This window comes from Streptomyces sp. CB00455, from assembly GCF_001905445.1.
Classification (GTDB): Bacteria; Actinomycetota; Actinomycetes; order Streptomycetales; family Streptomycetaceae; genus Streptomyces.
Genome location: NZ_LIVQ01000003.1, coordinates 798131 through 815905 on the forward strand (window position 1 = coordinate 798131; position 17775 = coordinate 815905).

13 protein-coding genes are annotated in these 17775 nt (G+C 74.2%); 12 read left to right on the forward strand and 1 reads right to left on the reverse strand.

The genetic code is table 11. From position 1 onward, the window contains the following. Window positions 1-46: 46 nt before the first annotated feature. Window positions 47-583: an HNH endonuclease gene (locus tag AMK16_RS16115; RefSeq protein ID WP_073915230.1), complete on the reverse strand. Its 537-nt coding sequence runs from the start codon at window positions 581-583 to the stop codon at window positions 47-49. 285 nt (window positions 584-868) lie between these two features. Here AMK16_RS16115 and AMK16_RS16120 point away from each other — a divergent pair, with 285 nt between their 5' ends. From AMK16_RS16120 to AMK16_RS16175, 12 genes are all read left to right on the forward strand, one after another. Then, window positions 869-1960, forward strand: a complete 1092-nt coding sequence (locus AMK16_RS16120) for a mechanosensitive ion channel family protein (protein WP_199885446.1) — start codon at window positions 869-871, stop codon at window positions 1958-1960. A 152-nt stretch (window positions 1961-2112) separates the two neighbouring features. Next, the gene (locus tag AMK16_RS16125; protein WP_073915233.1) at window positions 2113-3330 is read left to right on the forward strand and encodes an ROK family transcriptional regulator; all 1218 of its coding nucleotides are present in this window, start codon (window positions 2113-2115) and stop codon (window positions 3328-3330) included. A 205-nt stretch (window positions 3331-3535) separates the two neighbouring features. Further along, window positions 3536-4870: an ABC transporter substrate-binding protein gene (locus AMK16_RS16130; RefSeq protein ID WP_073915236.1), complete on the forward strand. Its 1335-nt coding sequence runs from the start codon at window positions 3536-3538 to the stop codon at window positions 4868-4870. Between the two features lie 5 nt (window positions 4871-4875). After that, window positions 4876-5826, forward strand: a complete 951-nt coding sequence (locus tag AMK16_RS16135) for a carbohydrate ABC transporter permease (protein ID WP_073915239.1) — start codon at window positions 4876-4878, stop codon at window positions 5824-5826. Window position 5827: 1 nt separating this feature from the next. Continuing rightward, entirely contained in the window at window positions 5828-6664 is an 837-nt protein-coding gene (locus tag AMK16_RS16140) for a carbohydrate ABC transporter permease (protein WP_073915242.1), read from the forward strand. Window positions 6665-6669: 5 nt separating this feature from the next. Beyond that, window positions 6670-7935, forward strand: coding sequence for a 6-phospho-beta-glucosidase (locus tag AMK16_RS16145; protein WP_073915245.1), 1266 nt, complete (start codon window positions 6670-6672; stop codon window positions 7933-7935). Beyond that, window positions 7926-8924 (forward strand): N-acetylglucosamine kinase, encoded by a 999-nt coding sequence (locus AMK16_RS16150; RefSeq protein ID WP_073915248.1) that lies wholly within the window; start codon window positions 7926-7928, stop codon window positions 8922-8924. The genes AMK16_RS16145 and AMK16_RS16150 overlap by 10 nt, the downstream gene beginning before the upstream one ends. Before the next feature lie 208 nt (window positions 8925-9132). Further along, window positions 9133-10542, forward strand: coding sequence for a hypothetical protein (locus AMK16_RS16155; RefSeq protein ID WP_079191528.1), 1410 nt, complete (start codon window positions 9133-9135; stop codon window positions 10540-10542). 239 nt (window positions 10543-10781) lie between these two features. Beyond that, a complete protein-coding gene (locus AMK16_RS16160) occupies window positions 10782-11735 on the forward strand; it encodes a glutamate ABC transporter substrate-binding protein (RefSeq protein WP_079191551.1) in 954 nt (317 codons plus the stop codon). Between the two features lie 149 nt (window positions 11736-11884). Beyond that, window positions 11885-13132, forward strand: coding sequence for a hypothetical protein (locus AMK16_RS16165; protein ID WP_073916193.1), 1248 nt, complete (start codon window positions 11885-11887; stop codon window positions 13130-13132). Further along, entirely contained in the window at window positions 13129-15999 is a 2871-nt protein-coding gene (locus AMK16_RS16170) for a serine/threonine-protein kinase (protein ID WP_079191529.1), read from the forward strand. Before AMK16_RS16165 ends, AMK16_RS16170 begins: the two co-directional genes overlap by 4 nt. A 3-nt stretch (window positions 16000-16002) precedes the next feature. Continuing rightward, complete coding sequence (locus tag AMK16_RS16175) at window positions 16003-17745, forward strand: protein phosphatase 2C domain-containing protein (protein WP_073916197.1); 1743 nt, start codon at window positions 16003-16005, stop codon at window positions 17743-17745. Window positions 17746-17775: the final 30 nt, after the last annotated feature.

Below are 17775 nucleotides of genomic sequence, written 5' to 3' on the forward strand. Positions count from 1 at the left end.
GAGCCAGGGGCCGGGCCCGGGCCCCCGGCCGCCGGGTCCCGGGGCGCTACGACGCCGCCACGCCGATGCGCTCCAGCGCGTCCTCGGCCCCGTACGGCTGGAGGTACGGCATCCACCGGGGGTCCCGGTGTCCGGTGCCGATGATCCGCCAGGCCAGGCCCGAGGGCGGGGCGGGCTGGTGGCGCAGGCGCCAGCCGAGCTCCAGCAGGTGCCGGTCGGCCTTGACGTGGTTGCAGCGGCGGCAGGCGGCGACGACGTTGTCCCACACGTGCTGGCCGCCCCGGCTGCGCGGGATGACGTGGTCGACGCTGGTGGCGACGGCCCCGCAGTACATGCAGCGGCCGCCGTCCCGCGCGAACAGGGCGCGCCGGGTGAGCGGAACGGGCCCCCGGTAGGGGACCCGCACGAAGCGCTTGAGCCGGACCACGCTGGGCGCGGGGACGACTCTGGTCGCGCTGTGCAGATAGGCGCCGGATTCCTCCAGGGAGACCGCTTTGTTCTCCAGGACGAGGACGAGCGCGCGGCGGAGCGGTACGACGCCGAGGGGCTCGTACGACGCGTTGAGGACCAGGACGTGCGGCACGGACTGCCTCCTTGTACGCCGGCGGCGCGTGGCTCGCGCCGGGACGATCTGCTCTCCAGTCTCTCCTTACGGCTGGTCGAAGCGCCACCACGCGCCCGTAACGGGCCCGGGGTGTTTTCAACCACACTCCCGTCATCCCCGGGTGAGCCTGGTCTCTGTCTCGAACAGCGGGCCGGGGCCGGGGGAATGCCCCGTTAGTGTGGTTGGTCTGCCCCGCACCCGCCCCCGGAATCCGTCCGGGGGGACCCCCCGCGGGCGGACCGCTATACCTGGAGGTTTCCTGCCGTGCCCTGGCCCGCCGCCCTGCTGCCCCTGGCAACCGACACCCCGGACGACGCGTCCACGACGCTCAAGGAGACGCACCAGAGCGTCACCGAGGCCGCGAGCTTCATCGAGGCGAACTGGGCCGGATGGCTGTACCTCGGCCTGCGGATCCTGCTCATCATCGTGATCGCGGCGGCGCTGCGTTCGGTGGTCCGCAAGTCGCTCACCAAGCTGATAACGCGGATGAACCGGGGCGCCGAGGCCATAGAGGGGATGGCGCTGGGCGGGCTGCTCGTCAACGCGGAGCGGCGCCGCCAGCGTTCGGAGGCGATCGGCTCGGTCCTGCGCTCGGTGGCCTCGTTCCTGATCCTCGGCACGGCCGGGCTGATGGTCCTGGGAGCACTCGACATCAACCTGGGCCCGCTGCTGGCGAGTGCCGGTGTGGCCGGTGTGGCGATCGGTTTCGGCGCCCGCAACCTGGTGACGGACTTCCTGTCCGGCGTCTTCATGATCCTGGAGGACCAGTACGGCGTCGGGGACAAGATCGACGCCGGTGTGGCCTCGGGCGAGGTCGTCGAGGTGGGTCTGCGGGTCACCAAGCTGCGGGGGGACAACGGCGAGATCTGGTACGTGCGCAACGGCGAGATCAAGCGGATCGGCAACCTCAGCCAGGGCTGGGCGACGGCGGGTGTGGCGGTGCAGGTCAAACCGTCGGAGAGCCTGGCGCGGATCCGCGAGGTGGTCCAGGAGGTCGCCGACTCCCTGGCCAAGGAGACCCCGTGGGACGAGCGCCTGTGGGGGCCGGTGGAGGTGCTGGGGCTGGACGAGGTGCTGCTCGCCTCGATGACGGTGAAGGTGTCCGCGAAGACGATGCCGGGCCAGCAGTTCGCGGTGGAGCGGGAACTGCGCTGGCGGATCAAGGAAGCCTTCGATGCCGCGGGCATCGGGATCATCGGCGGTCTGCCCGCAGTGGACGAGGAGGAGGCCCCGGCCGACCCGTCGGCGGCGGTGGCCGCGCCCTCGGCGCTCGCCAACCCGGCCTCCCCGCAGTCCCTGGCCACCGCGCCGATCCCGCCGCCGGTCGCGTCCGGCTCCCCCCGGATCACCAAGTAGCCGCAGGGCGGCCGCCCGCCCTCCCGTCACCTCCCGCTGCCCCGCAGGTCGTTCGTGAAACGACACAGCCTGCGGGGCAGCGGCATTGACACGGCTCAGACATCGATAGGAAACTTACCTAACAATTCACCTCGGTGAGGGAGACAAGCGCCATGCCCGCCGCCACGCCCGGAACGCCCAGCCTGTTGCGCGCCATGAACGACCGGGCCGCCCTCGAACTGCTGCTGGCCCACGGCCCGCTGTCCCGGACCCGGATCGGCCATCTGACGGGGCTCTCCAAACCCACCGCCTCCCAGCTCCTGGCCCGCCTGGAGGCCGCCGGGCTGGTCGTGGCCACCGGCACCGACGGCGGCCGCCCCGGCCCCAGCGCCCAGCTCTACGCGGTCAACCCCCGGGCCGCCCACGTCGGCGGCCTCGACGTCACGCCCGACCGGGTGCTGGCGGCGGTCGCCGACCTGACCGGCACGGTGACGGGCCGGCACGAGGTCCCCTACACCGAGGGCACGGACGCGGTCGAGCAGGTCGTCGAGGCCCTCGGCGGCGCCGTCAAGGCCGCCGGACTGCACCGCTGCGACCTGCACCGGGTCGTCATCGCCACGCCGGGCGCCTTCGACCCGCAGACCGGCCGGCTGCGCTACGCCAGCCACCTCCCCGGCTGGCACTCCCCCACCCTGCTGGAGGAGCTGGCCGCCGCCCTGCCGATGCCGGTCGAGTACGAGAACGACGTCAATCTCGCCGCGGTCGCCGAGCAGCGCCTCGGCGCGGCGCGCGGCCACGAGGACTTCGTCCTGCTGTGGAACGAGGAGGGCCTCGGCGCCGCACTGGTGCTCGGCGGCCGGCTGCACCGCGGCTGGACCGGGGGCGCGGGCGAGGTGGGCTTCCTGCCCGTCCCCGGCCATCCCCTGGTCCGCCAGGTCACCCGGGCCAACACCGGCGGCTACCAGGAACTGGCCGGCGCGCAGATGGTCCCCGGGCTCGCCGCGCAGCTGGGCGTGCGGGTCCCGGCGCCGGAGGCCCCCGGGGACCGGCACGGCGACCAGGTGGCCGCGGCCGTCGCGGTGCTCGGGCAGGCCGCGGCCGCGCCCGAGGGCGCCCACCTGGACTTCCTCCGGTCCTACGCCACGCTGCTGGCCACCGGTCTCGCCTCGCTCGTCGCCGTGCTGGATCCGGAGATCGTGGTGCTCTCCGGGGCCGTGATCGCCGCGGGCGGTGATCCGCTGCGCGAACTGCTGGAGGCCGAGCTGGCCGAACTGGCCCCCTCCCGGCCCCGCCTGGTGGCCGGCGAGGTACGGGAGCGGCCGGTGCTGCGCGGTGCGCTGGAGAGCGCCCTGGCCCTCACTCGCGACGCGGTCTTCGACACCTCCCGCTGACATCCCCGGCCGAGCGGGGCCCGCCGCCGGGTCCCGCCCGGCACCGCCGCCGGCGCTTCCGCCCGCCCGCACCCCACACAGCCCGCACCCCACGCAGCTCCGCCCCGCGCCCCGAGCACACACCCGCATCAGCACCAGCACCCCCTCGCCTCCTCCTCCGCACCCCTCCGGGAAGTTCCCCCGCCGCGCAGAGAGTGACACCGCCATGCCCAGAACCGGACGCCTCATCACCGCAGCCACCGCCCTCCTGGCGATATCCGTGCTCGCCACCGCCTGTACGGGCCAGAGCGGCACCGGGGCCGCCGACGACCCGGCCAAGGACGTCACCCTCACCTTCTGGCACGGCTGGTCCGCGCCGAGCGAGGTCAAGGCCGTCGCGGAGAGCATCGCCCGGTTCGAGAAGGCACACCCGAACATCAAGGTCGACGTCACCGGCAACATGACGGACGACAAGATCAACCAGTCGCTGCGGGCGGGCGGGGACAAGGCCCCCGACGTGGTGTCCTCCTTCACCACCGACAGCGTCGGCAAGTTCTGCAACTCCCGCGCCTTCGCCGATCTGAACCCCTTCCTGGAGAAGTCCGGTGTCGACAAGACGAAGGTCTTTCCCAAGACCCTGCTGGAGTACACCCAGTTCAACGGCAACCAGTGCACGCTGCCGCTGCTGAACGACGCCTACGGCCTCGTCTACAACAAGACCGCCTTCGAGGCCGCCGGCATCACCGAGCCCCCCAGGACCTGGAGCCGGTTCGCCGAGGTCGCACAGAAGCTGACCAAGGCCGACGGGGACTCCTACGCGCAGCTCGGCGTGATGCCCACCTTCCACGGCTACGAGACCACCCCCATGCGGCTGGCCGCCCAGTGGAGCCCCGCCTACTTCGACACCGACGGCAAGTCCAACCTCGCCAAGGACCCCGCCTTCGCGCAGATGTTGACCGCGCAGAAGGACCTGGTGGCCAAGCTCGGCGGCTACGAGAGGCTGGAGCGCTTCCGCAACACCTTCGGCGACGAGTGGGGCGCCGAACACCCCTTCCACACCGGCAAGGTGGCCATGCAGGTCGACGGCGAATGGCGGGCCGCCATGGCCAAGGAGGCGGGGGTCACCTTCGAGATCGGCACGGCGCCGCTGCCCGTCCCGGACGACCAGGCCGCCGACTACGGCAAGGGCTACCTCTCGGGCACCGTCATGGGCATCGCCTCGGGCAGCAGGAAGCAGAACGCCGCCTGGGAGCTGGTCAAGTACATGACCACCGACACCGAGGCGGTCGTCGCCTTCGCCAACGCCATCCACAACGTGCCGTCCACCCTGGCCGCCCTGGACTCGCCCCGGCTCCAGGTCACGCCGGAGTTCAAGACCTTCCTCGACATCGCCCGGCACCCCCGGTCCAGCACCACCCCGGCCCGGGCCGACGGCGGGACCTACCAGCTGACCTTCCAGGACTTCGCGTACGGGGTCGAGAAGGGCGACGTCGGCGACATCCCGGCCGGGCTGGCCCGGACCGCTCGGCAGATCGACACGGACATCGCGAAGGCCGAGTAGCCCCGATGCCCACGACGAACGCACCCTGCGCGCGGACGAGGCGCCGCCGGTCCGCCCTGCGGACCGCGGCCTTCATGTCCCCCTGGCTGATCGGGTTCGCGGTCTTCTTCGCCTACCCCCTGCTGTCCACCGTCTACTTCTCCTTCACCCGGTACGACGGCTTCCGGCCGCCCGCCTTCAACGGCCTGGACAACTGGACCTACGTCTTCACCGACTATCCGCTGTTCTGGCCGGCGATGCGCAACACCCTGTGGCTCGTCGTGGTGATGGTCGCCTGCCGGGTCGTCTTCGGCCTCGGCGTCGGCCTGCTCATCACGAAGATCAAGACGGGCGCCGGGATCTTCCGCACCCTCTTCTACCTGCCCTACCTCGCGCCGCCAGTCGCCGCGACCCTGGCCTTCGTCTTCCTGCTCAACCCCGGCACGAGCCCGGTCGACGTCCTGCTCGGCGCGGTGGGGCTGCCCACGCCCGGCTGGTTCACCGACGCCGACTGGTCCAAGCCCGCCCTCACCGCGCTCGCCCTGTGGGGGGTGGGCGACCTGATGGTCATCTTCATGGCCGCCCTCCTCGACGTGCCGAAGGAGCAGTACGAGGCCGCCGAGCTGGACGGGGCCGGGGCCCTGGCGCGCTTGCGGCACATCACCCTGCCGAACATCTCGCCGATCATCCTGTTCGCCGTGGTCACCGGCGTCATCCAGGCCATGCAGTACTACACGCAGCCGCTGGTGGCCGGGAAGGTCGCCGCCGGAGTCATCGGCGGGTCGGGGCAGCAGTTCGAGCCGGGCTACCCCGACAAGTCCACGCTGACCCTGCCCCAGGTGATCTACAACCTCGGCTTCCAGCGTTTCGACTACGGCGCCGCCTGCGTCCTCGCGCTGGTGCTGTTCGCCCTCTCCATGGCCTTCACCGCGCTCCTGATGCGCCGCCGTGGCGGACTGATCGGAGCCGGAGACTGACATGCGCACACACCGCAAGGCCCTGCTGCACTGGGTCGCCGTGCACTCCTTGGGCGTGGCCGCAGCCCTGTTCTTCGTCCTGCCCTTCGTCTTCCTCCTCCTGACCTCCCTGATGGCCGACCGGCAGGCACTGACCCGCGACCTGTGGCCGCACACCTGGCAATGGGGCAACTACGCCGAGGTGTGGCACACCCCGGGCTTCCTGACCTGGTGGCGCAACACCCTGCTGTACGCCGGACTGGGCACCCTGTTGACCGTGGTCTCCTCCGTGCCCGTCGCCTACGCCCTCGCCAAGTTCCGCTTCCGCGGCCGGCGGCTCTCCCTGCTGCTGGTGATCTCGATGATGATGCTGCCGCCCCAGGTGGTGGTCATCCCGATGTACCTCTTCTGGGCCAGGCAGCTCGACCTGTCGGGCACGCTGTGGCCGCTGATCGTCCCGATGGCCTTCGGCGACGCCTTCTCCATCTTCCTGCTGCGCCAGTTCCTGCTGACCATCCCCGACGAGTACCTGGACGCGGCCCGCGTCGACGGCTGCGGCGAGGTGCGCACCCTGCTGCGCGTCGTCCTGCCGATGGCCAGGCCCGGGATCGCGGCCGTCGCGCTGTTCCAGTTCTTCGCCGCCTGGAACGACTACTTCGGCCCGCAGATCTACGCCTCCGACAACCCGGCTGCCTGGACCCTCAGTTACGGGCTGGAGTCCTTCAAAGGGGCGCACCACACCAACTGGAACCTGACCATGGCCGCGACCGTACTGGTCATGGCGCCGGTGATCGTCCTCTTCTTCTTCGCCCAGAAGGCGTTCGTCGAGGGAGTCACCCTGACCGGAGTGAAAGGCTAGCGACGATGAAACTCGCAGTGGTGGGCGGCGGTTCCACCTACACCCCCGAACTGGTCGACGGCTTCGCGCGGATGCGCGACACCCTGCCGATCGGCGAGCTGGTCCTGATCGACCCCGCCGCCGAACGGCTGGAGCTGATCGGCGGCCTGGCCCGGCGGATCTTCGCCCGGCAGGGGCACCCCGGCCTCGTCACCACCACCTGCGACCTCGACGCGGGGGTCGCCGGGGCCGACGCCGTCCTGCTCCAGCTGCGCGTCGGCGGGCAGGCCGCCCGCCTCCAGGACGAGACCTGGCCGCTGGAGTGCGGCTGCGTGGGACAGGAGACGACCGGCGCGGGCGGCCTCGCCAAGGCACTGCGCACCGTCCCGGTGGTCCTCGACATCGCCGAGCGGGTGCGGCGGGCCAGCCCCGACGCCTGGATCATCGACTTCACCAACCCGGTCGGCATCGTCACCCGGGCCCTGCTCCGGGCGGGGCACAAGGCGGTGGGGCTGTGCAACGTGGCCATCGGCTTCCAGCGGAAGTTCGCCGCGCTCCTGGACCTGGCGCCCGCCGACATCCACCTCGACCACGTGGGGCTCAACCACCTCACCTGGGAACTGGGGGTGCGCAGGGGCGGCCCGGCCGGCGAGGACCTGCTGCCGCGGCTGCTCGCCGAGCACGGCGAGGCCGTCGCCGGCGACATCCGCCTGCCGCGCGCCGTGCTGGACCGGCTGGGCGTCGTGCCCTCCTACTACCTGCGCTACTTCTACGCCCACGACGAGGTCGTACGGGAACTGGCGACCAAGCCCTCGCGTGCCGCCGAGGTCGCCGCGATGGAGCGGGAGCTGCTCGCCCTGTACGGGGATCCGGCGCTGGACGAGAAGCCCGCGCTGCTCGCCAAGCGGGGCGGCGCCTTCTACTCGGAGGCGGCGGTGGACCTGGCGGCCTCGCTGCTGGGCGGCGGCGCGGGGGCCGTCCAGGTGGTCAACACCCTCAACAACGGCGCCCTGCCCTTCCTCCCCGACGACGCGGTCGTCGAGGTGCAGGCGCGCGTCGACGCCTTCGGACCGGCGCCGCTGGCCGTGCCGCGGCTGGACCCGCTGTACGCCGGACTGGTCTCGCACGTGACGGCCTACGAGGACCTCGCGCTGGACGCTGCCCTGCGCGGCGGCCGCGGGCGGGTCTTCCGGGCGCTGCTCGCGCACCCGCTGGTGGGCCAGTACGACCGTGCCGAGGGGCTGACGGACCGGCTCCTGGCGCACAACAAGGAGCACCTGCCATGGGCGTGACCCTGCCTTCCGTCCTGGCCATCGACGCCGGCAACAGCAAGACGGACGTGGCGCTGCTCGATCCGGACGGCTCCGTGCTCTGCTCGGGCCAGGCGGGGGGCTTCCAGCCGTTCCGGACGGGGGTGGCCGCGGCCGTCGACGTACTGGCGGAGGCGATGCGGGTCGCGGGGTTGCGCGGCGGCGCGGAGGGCGGGGCCGCCGCGCCCTGGGCCGACCACGTGTCGGCCTGTCTGGCCAATGCCGACTTCCCGGCGGAGGAGTGGAAACTGGCCCGCGAGATCCGGCGGCGGAACTGGGGCCGGGTGACGGCGGTGCACAACGACACCTTCGCGCTGCTGCGCGCCGGGCTGCCGGCGGGCGCCGAGCCGCGGGGCGTCGCGGTGGTGTGCGGGGCGGGCATCAACTGCGTCGGCATGACCCCGGACGGGCGGACCGCACGCTTCCCCGCGGTGGGCCGGATCTCCGGCGACTGGGGCGGCGGGGGCGGCCTGGCCGAGGAGGCCCTGTGGTTCGCGGCGCGGGCCGAGGACGGCCGGGGCGAGGCGACGGAGCTGGCCCGCGCGCTGCCCGCGCACTTCGGCCAGGAGTCGATGTACGCGCTGGTCGAGGCGCTGCACCTGGGCCGCCTCCCGGCCGGGGCGCGGCACGAGGTGGCGCCGCTGCTGTTCGCGGTGGCGGCCGCCGGGGATCCGGTGGCGCTGGCGCTCGTGCACCGGCAGGCGGACGAGATCGTGGTGATGGCGACGGTGGCCCTGGAGCGTCTGGGCCTGCTGGCCGAGGACGTGCCCGTGGTGCTGGGCGGCAGTGTGCTGGCCGCCCGGCACCCGCAGCTCAACGGGAGGATCGAGGAGCTGCTCGCCGACCGCGCCCCCCGGGCCCGGGTGTCGGTGGTCACGGCTCCCCCGGTGCTGGGAGCCGGGCTGCTGGGGCTGGACGCGGTCGGCTCCCCGCCCCTCGCCCACCGCAGGCTCCGTGCCCATTTCGGGTGAACCGGCCCCGAGGGGGCGCCCGTCTGGAACCGTGGCGGCCACGCGAGCGTATTGACGGTGAAGGGCCGAGGGGGGCGCGCGCGGGGGCGGATCGCCCAAGATCCGTCATTGGGTGCTGTGGGCGGCTGCGACTGGGTCCATACTGCTGCGCAAGGGGTGCCTCCCGGCAGCGGCCGGGGCGCAGGACAGGACCGAGGGGGAGGTCACGGTGGTCATCACATCACGCGCGCCCGCGCCGGAGGGCGGTGTCCACGTGCCGCCCGCCGGGCCGCAGGGTCCGCCGCCCGGCGCACCGCCGAGGCGGGGCACCGCCTGGGCCGAGGGCGTGGAGCGGCTGCGGGAGGCGGCGACGACCGAGCCCGGCCGGCTGCGGATCATCGGGGCCGCCCTGGCCGCCCTGATCGTGCTGTTCGGCGCGGTGAGCCTGTGGGAGGTCTCCGTACGGACCGCGGCCGCCGACGACGTCGTGGGCCGCAGCCAGCCACTGAGCGCGGACGCCGCGAGCATCTACCGCTCCCTCGCGGATGCCGACACGGCCTCCTCCAGCGGCTTCCTCCTCGGTGCGAAGGAGGAGCGCGAGGTCCGTCAGCGGTACGAGAAGGACATCGCCAACGCCTCCAGGCTGCTGGTCAGCGCGGCCGCCACCACCGGGGGCAGCGAGAGCTCGCGCGAGCAGATCACCCTGCTGAGCGAGCAGCTGCCGCGCTACACCGGCCTGATCGAGCAGGCCCGGGCCGCCAACCGGCAGGGCCTGCCGCTGGGCGGGGCCTACCTGCGCTACGCCAACGAGCAGATGACCACCCAGCTGCTGCCCGCCGCCCAGCGGCTGTACGAGGCGGAGACGGACCGGCTCTACACGGACTACGACGACGCCCGGTCCTGGCCGCTGGTATCGCTCGCCGCGGGGCTGGTCGCGCTCGCCGCGCTGGCGTGGGCGCAGCGGCGCAACTACCTCCGGACGAACCGGGTCTTCAACCACGGACTGCTGGCGGCGACGGCGGCGTCCGTGGTGGTGCTGATGTGGCTGGCCGTGGGGCACACGGTGGCCCGGTCCTCCCTGAGCGAGGCCCGCGCGCAGGGGCAGGAATCGCTGAAGGTGCTCAATGACGCGCGGATCGCCTCCCTGCAGGCACGGGCGGGCGAGAACCTGACGCTGATCGCGCGCGGCGCCGTCCTGGCGGAGGACAACAAGTCCGACAAGTACGACGTGGACTTCACGACCAACATGAAGGCGCTGGACGCGGGGCTGGCGACCGCGCTGCGGCTGGCCGACGACGACGCCGGACGCTCCCCCGTGACCCGGGCGGCCGATGGCGTCAAGCAGTGGAAGCAGCGCCACGCGGCGGCCCGTGAGGCGGACCTCAAGGGCGATTACGAGGCCGCCCTGCCGCTGGTCATCGGGGACAAGGGCCACAAGGACAGCAGCGGGTCCGCCTTCGACACGGTGGACGCCTCCCTGGAGCAGGCGGTGGCCCACGAGCAGCGGGAATTCACCCTGTCGGCCCGGGACGGGCTCGGCGCCCTGGGCGGGCTGCCGACCGGCACGGCGGTCCTCGCGGTCGCCGGTGCGGCGGCTGCCCTGCTCGGTATCGGGCGCAGGCTTTCGGAGTACAGGTGAGCGCGATGCGGATACGGGCGGTGCGGACCTCCGGAGGCCAGGGGGCCGCCGGCGGCAGGGACACGGGAAACGGCCGGAGCGGCGTGCCCGGCGGGAGCGACGAAAGTGGCGCGCCCGGCCCGATCGGCACGGGCAGCTCGGACGGCGCGCACGGCACGCACGGCACGGAAGGCGCCGCCGACGTGACCGGGCGGCGGCGGCTGACGGGCCGGCTGCGCGGCTGGGGCGGGGTCAGCGCGATGGCCGCCGCCTGCGCGGTGACCGCCGCGGCCGTGCTGGTGCCGCTGGCCCGTACGGCTCCGGACACCGGCCGCCCGGCGGCCGTCCGCGAACCCGCCTCCGCGGCGGCGGCTCCGGCGACGCCCTGGACGCTCACCGACACCTGCCAGGACCCGGAGGCGAGCCTGCGCCCGTCCGGTCTGGACGGAGCCGCCATCGCGCGGATCAAGGCGGCGGGCAAGCTCGTCGCGGGCGTGGACCAGAACAGCTTCCGCTGGGGCTACCGCAACCAGGCCGTGGAGGGCGGCGGCCTCGACGGCTTCGACATCGACCTGGTGAAGGCCATCGCCCAGGACATCCTGGGCGATCCGAACGCGGTCATCTACCGGGCCATCCCCACCAGCCAGCGGGTCCCGGCGCTCCAGGAGGGCCGCGTCGACATCGTCGTGCGGACCATGACCATCAACTGCAAGCGGCTGGAGGACGTCGCCTTCTCGACCGCCTACTTCGAGGCGGGGCAGCAGGTACTGGTGCCCAAGGGCTCCCCGATCAGCGGTTACGACACCTCGCTGAAGGACAAGCGGATCTGCTTCGCCTCCGGTTCCACGGCGGAGGCCGCGCTGAAGTCCCAGTCGTACGGCTCGGTGCCGGTCACCGTGCCCAATCAGCTGGACTGCCTGGTCCGGCTGCAGCTGGGCGAGGTGGACGGGATCATCACGGACAACGCCCTCGCCGCCGGCCAGGCCGCGCAGGACCCCTCGGTGCAGCTGGTCGGCTCGCCCTTCACCCGCGAGTTCTACGGCGTGGCGATGAACAAGGACGCCTCCGATCTGGTCCGGAGGGTCAACAAGGTGCTGGAGGGCTACCGCGCGGGCGGCAGTGACAGCCCGTGGATGAGGTCGTACGTCAAGCACCTGCAGCCGGTCCTGCCCGGCGTGACGGCGCCGCCCGCACCCAAGTACCGGGACGGCTGAAGCCGGTGGCGACACGGGGAACGCAGGCGGATCCGGGACCGGAGACGGGCACGACCGGGGAGGCGGGCCGCGGGGACGCGGGCACGGAGGCGGAAGCGGGCACGGAGGCGGAAGCGGAGGCACCATCGGTGGAGGCGGAGCCGGCAGTGATGGACCGGGACGACGTCGACCGTGCCCTGGCCCGGCTGGGCGCGGAGCACGAGGCCGTCGAGACCTCCCTGCTCGCCCTCCAGGACCACGCCGGGCGGCGGCTGCTGGAGGGGGCGGGCCTCACCGGCGTCACCAAGGAGCGGTGGACGGCCGCCGATGCGGACATCACCCGGCTGTGGACGTACTTCGACGCCTACAGCGGAGCCCTGGCCGCCGCCCGGGAGATCCGCGAGCGGCGCCGCTGGCCCGGCCGCGAAGACCTGGCCGAGCTCACCGAGCGGCTGCGCGGACCCGGGGTGCTGATCGCCGGCGCGGCCGTCGAGGGCGCCGCGCTGGCCGAACGGCTCTCGCTCGCCGAGCTGGTGGCCCGGATGAACGCGCTGTACGCGAGCTCCCTGAACGTGGTGGTCGCGGCCGACGCGGTGTGGTCGGCGCTGCCCGCCCGGATCGACCTGCTCGCCGCCGAGCTGCACCGCACCCGCTCCCTGGCCCACTCCGTGGGGGTCCGCCCGGGCGAGCACCGCTCGGGCGACGACCTGGAGGCCATCACCGCCGAGCTCGCCGGGCTGCGGGCCGCGGTGATCTCGGATCCGCTGGCGTTCTGGGTTCCGGCCGCCGGGAGTTCGGCGCCCGGCGGCGGCCGCCCCGACACCGCCCGCTACGACCGGGCCGCGCTCGCGCTGGAGGAGGTACGCCGGGAGGTCGAGGCCGTGCTGGCCGTCCGGCAGGACGCCGAGCAGCGGCTGATCAGTCTGCGGGACGTGCTGTCGCGGGCCGACCGGACCCTGGCCGAGGCCCGGACGGCGCGCGGGGAGGTGCTGGCGAAGATCGCCGCATCGGAGGTCCCCGCGGTGAGCGGTCCGCCCACGGCGCTGCAGGAGCAGCTCGCGGCGGCGGCCGAGCACCGGCGCCGGTCCCGCTGGCACCGGCTCTCCCCCCTCCTGGAGTCACTGGAGGAGCGCGCCGAGGAGGAACTGCGCAGGGCCCGCGAGTCGTTGACGGCGGTGACGGCGCCACTGGCGGTACGGGCCGAGCTGCGGGGGCGGCTCGACGCGTACAAGGCGAAGGTGGCACGGCACGGACTGGCGGAGGATCCGCTGCTGATCGAGCGGTACGACGCGGCCCGGCGGATGCTGTGGAGCGCGCCCTGCGACCTGCGGGCCGCCGAGCAGGCCGTCCTGCGCTACCAGCAGTCGGCGGCCGAAGCGGTGCAAGGTACGGGGATCCCCGGAAAGGAGGGCGCATGAGCCTGATCGGAACGGCGTGTGTGCGCCCCGGGTGTCCGGGGACGTACGAGGACATGGGCGGCGGCGAGCTGTACTGCGACACCTGCGGGCTGGCACCCACGGGCGCCGTCACGGCGGGCGCGGAGGAGCTGGTGTCGCCGCCGACGGGGATGACGAGCGCGGCGCGCGGCTCCCTGGGGTCCGCCGGATCGCGGGGGTCGAGGGGATCGCAGGGGTCGCACGGTTCGGCGCGCTCCGCCGGTTCGGCGCGCTCCTCGCGTTCCTCCTCGTCACGGCGCTCGGTGTCGGGGCGGCTCTCGCGCTCGCTGTCGGGTACGGCGTCCAGCCGGTCCGTCTCGGTGCGCAGTTCGGGATCGGCGCCCTCGTCCTCGGGGCGCAGCCGGCTCGGGGCCGGTCTGGTCAACGTGCCGCAGGTACCGCGCCCGGATCCGTCGGCGGCGGTCCTGGACAATCCGGAGGTGCCGGAGCGCAAGCGGTTCTGCTCGCGCTCGGACTGCGGGGCGCCGGTGGGGCGGGCCCGGGGCGAACGGCCGGGCCGGACTGAGGGGTTCTGCACCAAGTGCGGGCACCCGTACTCCTTCGTGCCCAAGCTGCGCGCGGGCGACGTGGTGCACGGCCAGTACGAGGTGGCGGGCTGCCTGGCGCACGGCGGTCTCGGCTGGGTGTACCTGGCGGTGGACCGGGCGGTCTCGGACCGGTGGGTGGTGCTCAAGGGCCTGCTGGACACCGGGGACCAGGACGCGATGGAGGCGGCGATCTCGGAGCGCCGGTTCCTGGCGGAGATCGAGCACTCCAACATCGTGCGGATCTACAACTTCGTGGAGCACCTGGACCAGCGGACCGGCTCGCTGGACGGGTACATCGTCATGGAGTACGTCGGCGGGAAGTCGCTGAAGGAGATCGCGAACGAGCGGCGCCGGCCGGACGGGCGGCGTGACCCGCTGCCGGTGGAGCAGGCGTGCGCGTACGGCATCGAGGCCCTGGAGGCGCTCGGGCACCTGCACAGCAGGAACCTCCTGTACTGCGACTTCAAGGTCGACAACGCGATCCAGCAGCAGGACCAGCTGAAACTGATCGACATGGGCGCCGTGCGGCGGATGGACGACGAGGAGTCGGCCATATACGGCACGGTCGGCTACCAGGCCCCGGAGGTCGCCGAACTGGGGCCGTCCGTCGCCTCCGACCTGTACACGGTGGCGCGGACCCTGGCGGTCCTGACCTTCGACTTCCAGGGCTACACGAACGTGTTCGCGGACTCGCTCCCCGACCCCGAGCACATCGAGGTGTTCGGGCGGTACGAGTCCTTCTACCGGCTGCTCGTCCGGGCCACCGATCCGGATCCGGGGCGCCGGTTCTCCTCCGCGCAGGAGATGGCGGACCAGCTGACGGGGGTGCTGCGGGAGGTGGTCGCCCTCCAGACGGGCCGGCCCCGTCCGCAACTGTCCACGCTCTTCGCGCCCGAGTTGCGCGTTGCGGACACCCGGCTGTTCACCGACGTGGCGGGGGCGCAGGTGTCCCGGCTGGGTGCCCGTCCGGCCGGCTCCGGGCGGGGCGGCAAGCTGTCCGGGCGCGGCCGTCGCGGCCTGGTGCCCGGCGGCGCGGCTGCGGCGGGTCCCGGTGGCGCGGCCGCTGCGGCGCCGGGCGGCGTGAGCGTCGGGGGGGCTCCGGCCGGTGTGGCCGCGTGGCCCGGTGCCCCGGCGGCCGGCCCCGTCCGGGGGCCCGGACCCCTTCCGGCGGCCCGGTCCGGGGCCCTGGGCGGCCACGGACCCGCGGTTCCGGCCGGGGGTACGGCGGCCGCCGCGCTCGGCGCCACCGCCACGCACGTGTCCGCGCCGCTGCCGGGGCCCCGGCCCGCTCCCCTGCCGCCGGGCACGCCGCCGGCGGCGCCCGGCGGCACGCCCGGACCCGCTCCTGCTCCCGCATACCCCTTCCCTTCGGCGGGAGCGACCACGCTCGACGCGCACGACTGCGCCCTGGCACTGCCCGTGCCGCTGGTGGACCCGGCCGACCCGAACGCCGGCTTCCTGGCCGGCCTGCTGGCCTCCGCCCCGGCCGACCTGCTGGGCGCCCTCGGCTCGGCGCCCGCGGATTCGGCCGAACTGCGGCTGCGTGAGCTGCGGGCCCGGCTGGAACTGGGCGAACTGCCCGCCGCCGGCCACGCCCTGACGGAGCTGGAGGCCCGGCACCCGGACGACTGGCGGGTGGTGTGGGCCCGCGGCATCGCCTCGCTGGCCGCCGGCGAGGACGAGATCGCGGCCCTGTCCTTCGATGCGATCTACGACGCCTTCCCGGGCGAGCCGGCGCCGAAGCTGGCCCTCGGGCTGTGCGCGGAGGTGCTGGGCCAGCTGGACAACGCCGCCGAGTACTACCGCCTCGTCTGGATCACCGACCCGGGCTTCGTGAGCGCGGCCTTCGGGCTGGCGCGGGTCCGGCTGGCCGCCGGGGACCGGGCCGGAGCCGTGCGCACGCTGGAATCCGTCCCGGAGTCGTCCATCCACTACACCGCCGCCCGGGTGGCGGCCGTACGCGCACGTCTGCGCGAGCGGTCGCCGCAGGAGCCGCTGCTGGCCGACCTGGTGGCCGCCGCGGAGCAGGTGGAAGCGCTGCGGCGGTTCGGACTCGACCCCGAACGCCACGAGCGGCTCACCACGGAAGTTCTGGGCTCGGCCCTCGACTGGGTACTGTCGGGCAGCCGGGGTCGCGACCCCGGCAAGACCTCGCTGCTCGGCTGTCAACTGGACGAGCGGGGACTGCGCTTCGGACTGGAGCGCTCGTACCGCGTGCTCGCACGGCTGGCGCAGCGGGGCGAGGAGAGGATCGAACTGGTGGAGCGGGCAAACCGTTTCCGTCCCCGGACGTGGGTGTGATTGATGTCGATGCATCGGCTGTCGGGCTGCCCCGGCTGCGCGGAACCCCTGGAGGAGGGTGACCGCTTCTGCGGCGTCTGCGGCTACGCGGTCACCGCGCCTGCGCCGGCCGGCGCCGCGGACCATCCGACGATTCCCCTGCCGACGGCGCCTGCGGGCGCTGCCGCCGGACCGGACACGGGCACGGCGACGGACTCGGGCACCGCGGCTGCCGGCGGCGCGACGGGAGTTGCGGGTGCCGCCGGTACTGCGGCTGCCCCGGGTGCGCCGCACGGCAACGCGGCCCCCGCGCCCGCCGGGGGCTACGGCGCCCCCGGGCCCGCGCCCGGGTGGGGCAGTGTCGCCGCGGCCGCTCCCACCCTGGTCGGCGACCCGGCCGACTGGGCCGCGCCCCCGGCGGAGCGGCCGGGCGCGGCCGGAGCCCCGCACGCCGGAGCCCCGTACGCCGCAGTGGCGTACGGCGAAGTTCCGTACGGCGCTCCGCAGGCCACGGCGGGCGCTCCCGAGCCCGGGCACGACCTCCCAGGCCCGGGCCCCGGCCCCGGCACGCCCCCCGAGGGGACCCCGTGGCAGCCGGCGGAGCAGCACGCCGGCGGTGCGCCGGAGGGTCCCGCGGCCCGTTACGACTTGCCGGGCGCCCACGCGCACCCCGAGGGCGACCCGCAGGGCACGGGCTCCGGCGACGGCCCCGCCGGCGCTCCCGCCTCCGGCGCCGGGATCCCGTACGGCGCCACCCCCGCGGGCGCGGCGGAGGACGGCGCGGCGCCCGAAGGCGTCCCCGGAGGGGCGGCGCAGGCCCAGCAGCCCGCCGCTGCCGGCGGCAGGACCTGCGTCGCCTGCCGCGCCGGGCACGTCGACCCGGACGGCTACTGCGAGCACTGCGGGCACGCCCAGCCCCGGGAGCGCGACCACCTCGAAGAGGAGCTCGGCAGCGTGGCCGCCGTCAGCGACCGCGGGCTGCGCCACCACCGCAACGAGGACTCGTTCGCGGTCGCGGCGACCGCCCTTCCCGACGGTTCGGCGGCCACCGTGGCCATCGTCTGCGACGGCGTCTCCTCCGCGAGCCGCCCCGACGAGGCATCGGCGGCCGCGGCCGCGGCCGCCAACGAAGCGCTGCTCGAAGCCCTCCCGCGCGGCGCGCACCCCCAGGAGGCCATGCACGACGCGATCCTGGCGGCCGCCGCCGCGGTCAACGCCCTGGGGCCCGAGATCCCCGGCGCGCAGAACGCCCCCGCCTGCACCCTGGTCGGCGCCGTCGTCAGCAGCGGCCTGCTGACCATCGGATGGGTGGGTGACAGCCGCGCGTACTGGGTGCCGGACGACCGCGCGGCGCTGCCGCGCCGGCTCACCGAGGACGACTCCTGGGCCGCCCAGATGGTCGCGGCGGGCCTGATGGGCGAGGCGGAGGCGTACGCCGACGTCCGCGCCCACGCCATCACCGGCTGGCTCGGGGCCGACGCCTACGACCTCGAACCGCACACCGCCATCTTCAAGCCGGACCACCCGGGCGTGGTGGTGGTCTGCACGGACGGCCTGTGGAACTACGCGGAATCCGCACGGGAGATGGCCCAGGTGCTCCCCGCGGACGCCGCCACCCGCCCCCTGCACAGTGCGCAGGTCCTGGTGGGCCACGCCCTCGACGGCGGCGGACACGACAACGTGACCGTGGCCATCGTGCCGTTCGCCGCCCAGCCGGAAGGGGAGGCGGGCGCGGCGCCGGGGCCGGAACCGTCCCCCCGGCCCTGACCGCCCACCGGCCCGCCGCCGATCCGGCCA

Excerpts from the sequence above, each read along its gene's own strand:
- AMK16_RS16140 (WP_073915242.1), top strand. The coding sequence starts at position 5,828 with ATGCGCACACACCGCAAGGCCCTGCTGCACTGGGTCGCCGTGCACTCC.
- AMK16_RS16165 (WP_073916193.1), top strand. The coding sequence starts at position 11,885 with ATGGACCGGGACGACGTCGACCGTGCCCTGGCCCGGCTGGGCGCGGAG.
- AMK16_RS16130 (WP_073915236.1), top strand. The coding sequence starts at position 3,536 with ATGCCCAGAACCGGACGCCTCATCACCGCAGCCACCGCCCTCCTGGCG.
- AMK16_RS16145 (WP_073915245.1), top strand. The coding sequence starts at position 6,670 with ATGAAACTCGCAGTGGTGGGCGGCGGTTCCACCTACACCCCCGAACTG.
- AMK16_RS16170 (WP_079191529.1), top strand. The coding sequence starts at position 13,129 with ATGAGCCTGATCGGAACGGCGTGTGTGCGCCCCGGGTGTCCGGGGACG.
- AMK16_RS16125 (WP_073915233.1), top strand. The coding sequence starts at position 2,113 with ATGCCCGCCGCCACGCCCGGAACGCCCAGCCTGTTGCGCGCCATGAAC.
- AMK16_RS16150 (WP_073915248.1), top strand. The coding sequence starts at position 7,926 with ATGGGCGTGACCCTGCCTTCCGTCCTGGCCATCGACGCCGGCAACAGC.
- AMK16_RS16175 (WP_073916197.1), top strand. The coding sequence starts at position 16,003 with ATGTCGATGCATCGGCTGTCGGGCTGCCCCGGCTGCGCGGAACCCCTG.
- AMK16_RS16160 (WP_079191551.1), top strand. The coding sequence starts at position 10,782 with ATGGCCGCCGCCTGCGCGGTGACCGCCGCGGCCGTGCTGGTGCCGCTG.
- AMK16_RS16135 (WP_073915239.1), top strand. The coding sequence starts at position 4,876 with ATGCCCACGACGAACGCACCCTGCGCGCGGACGAGGCGCCGCCGGTCC.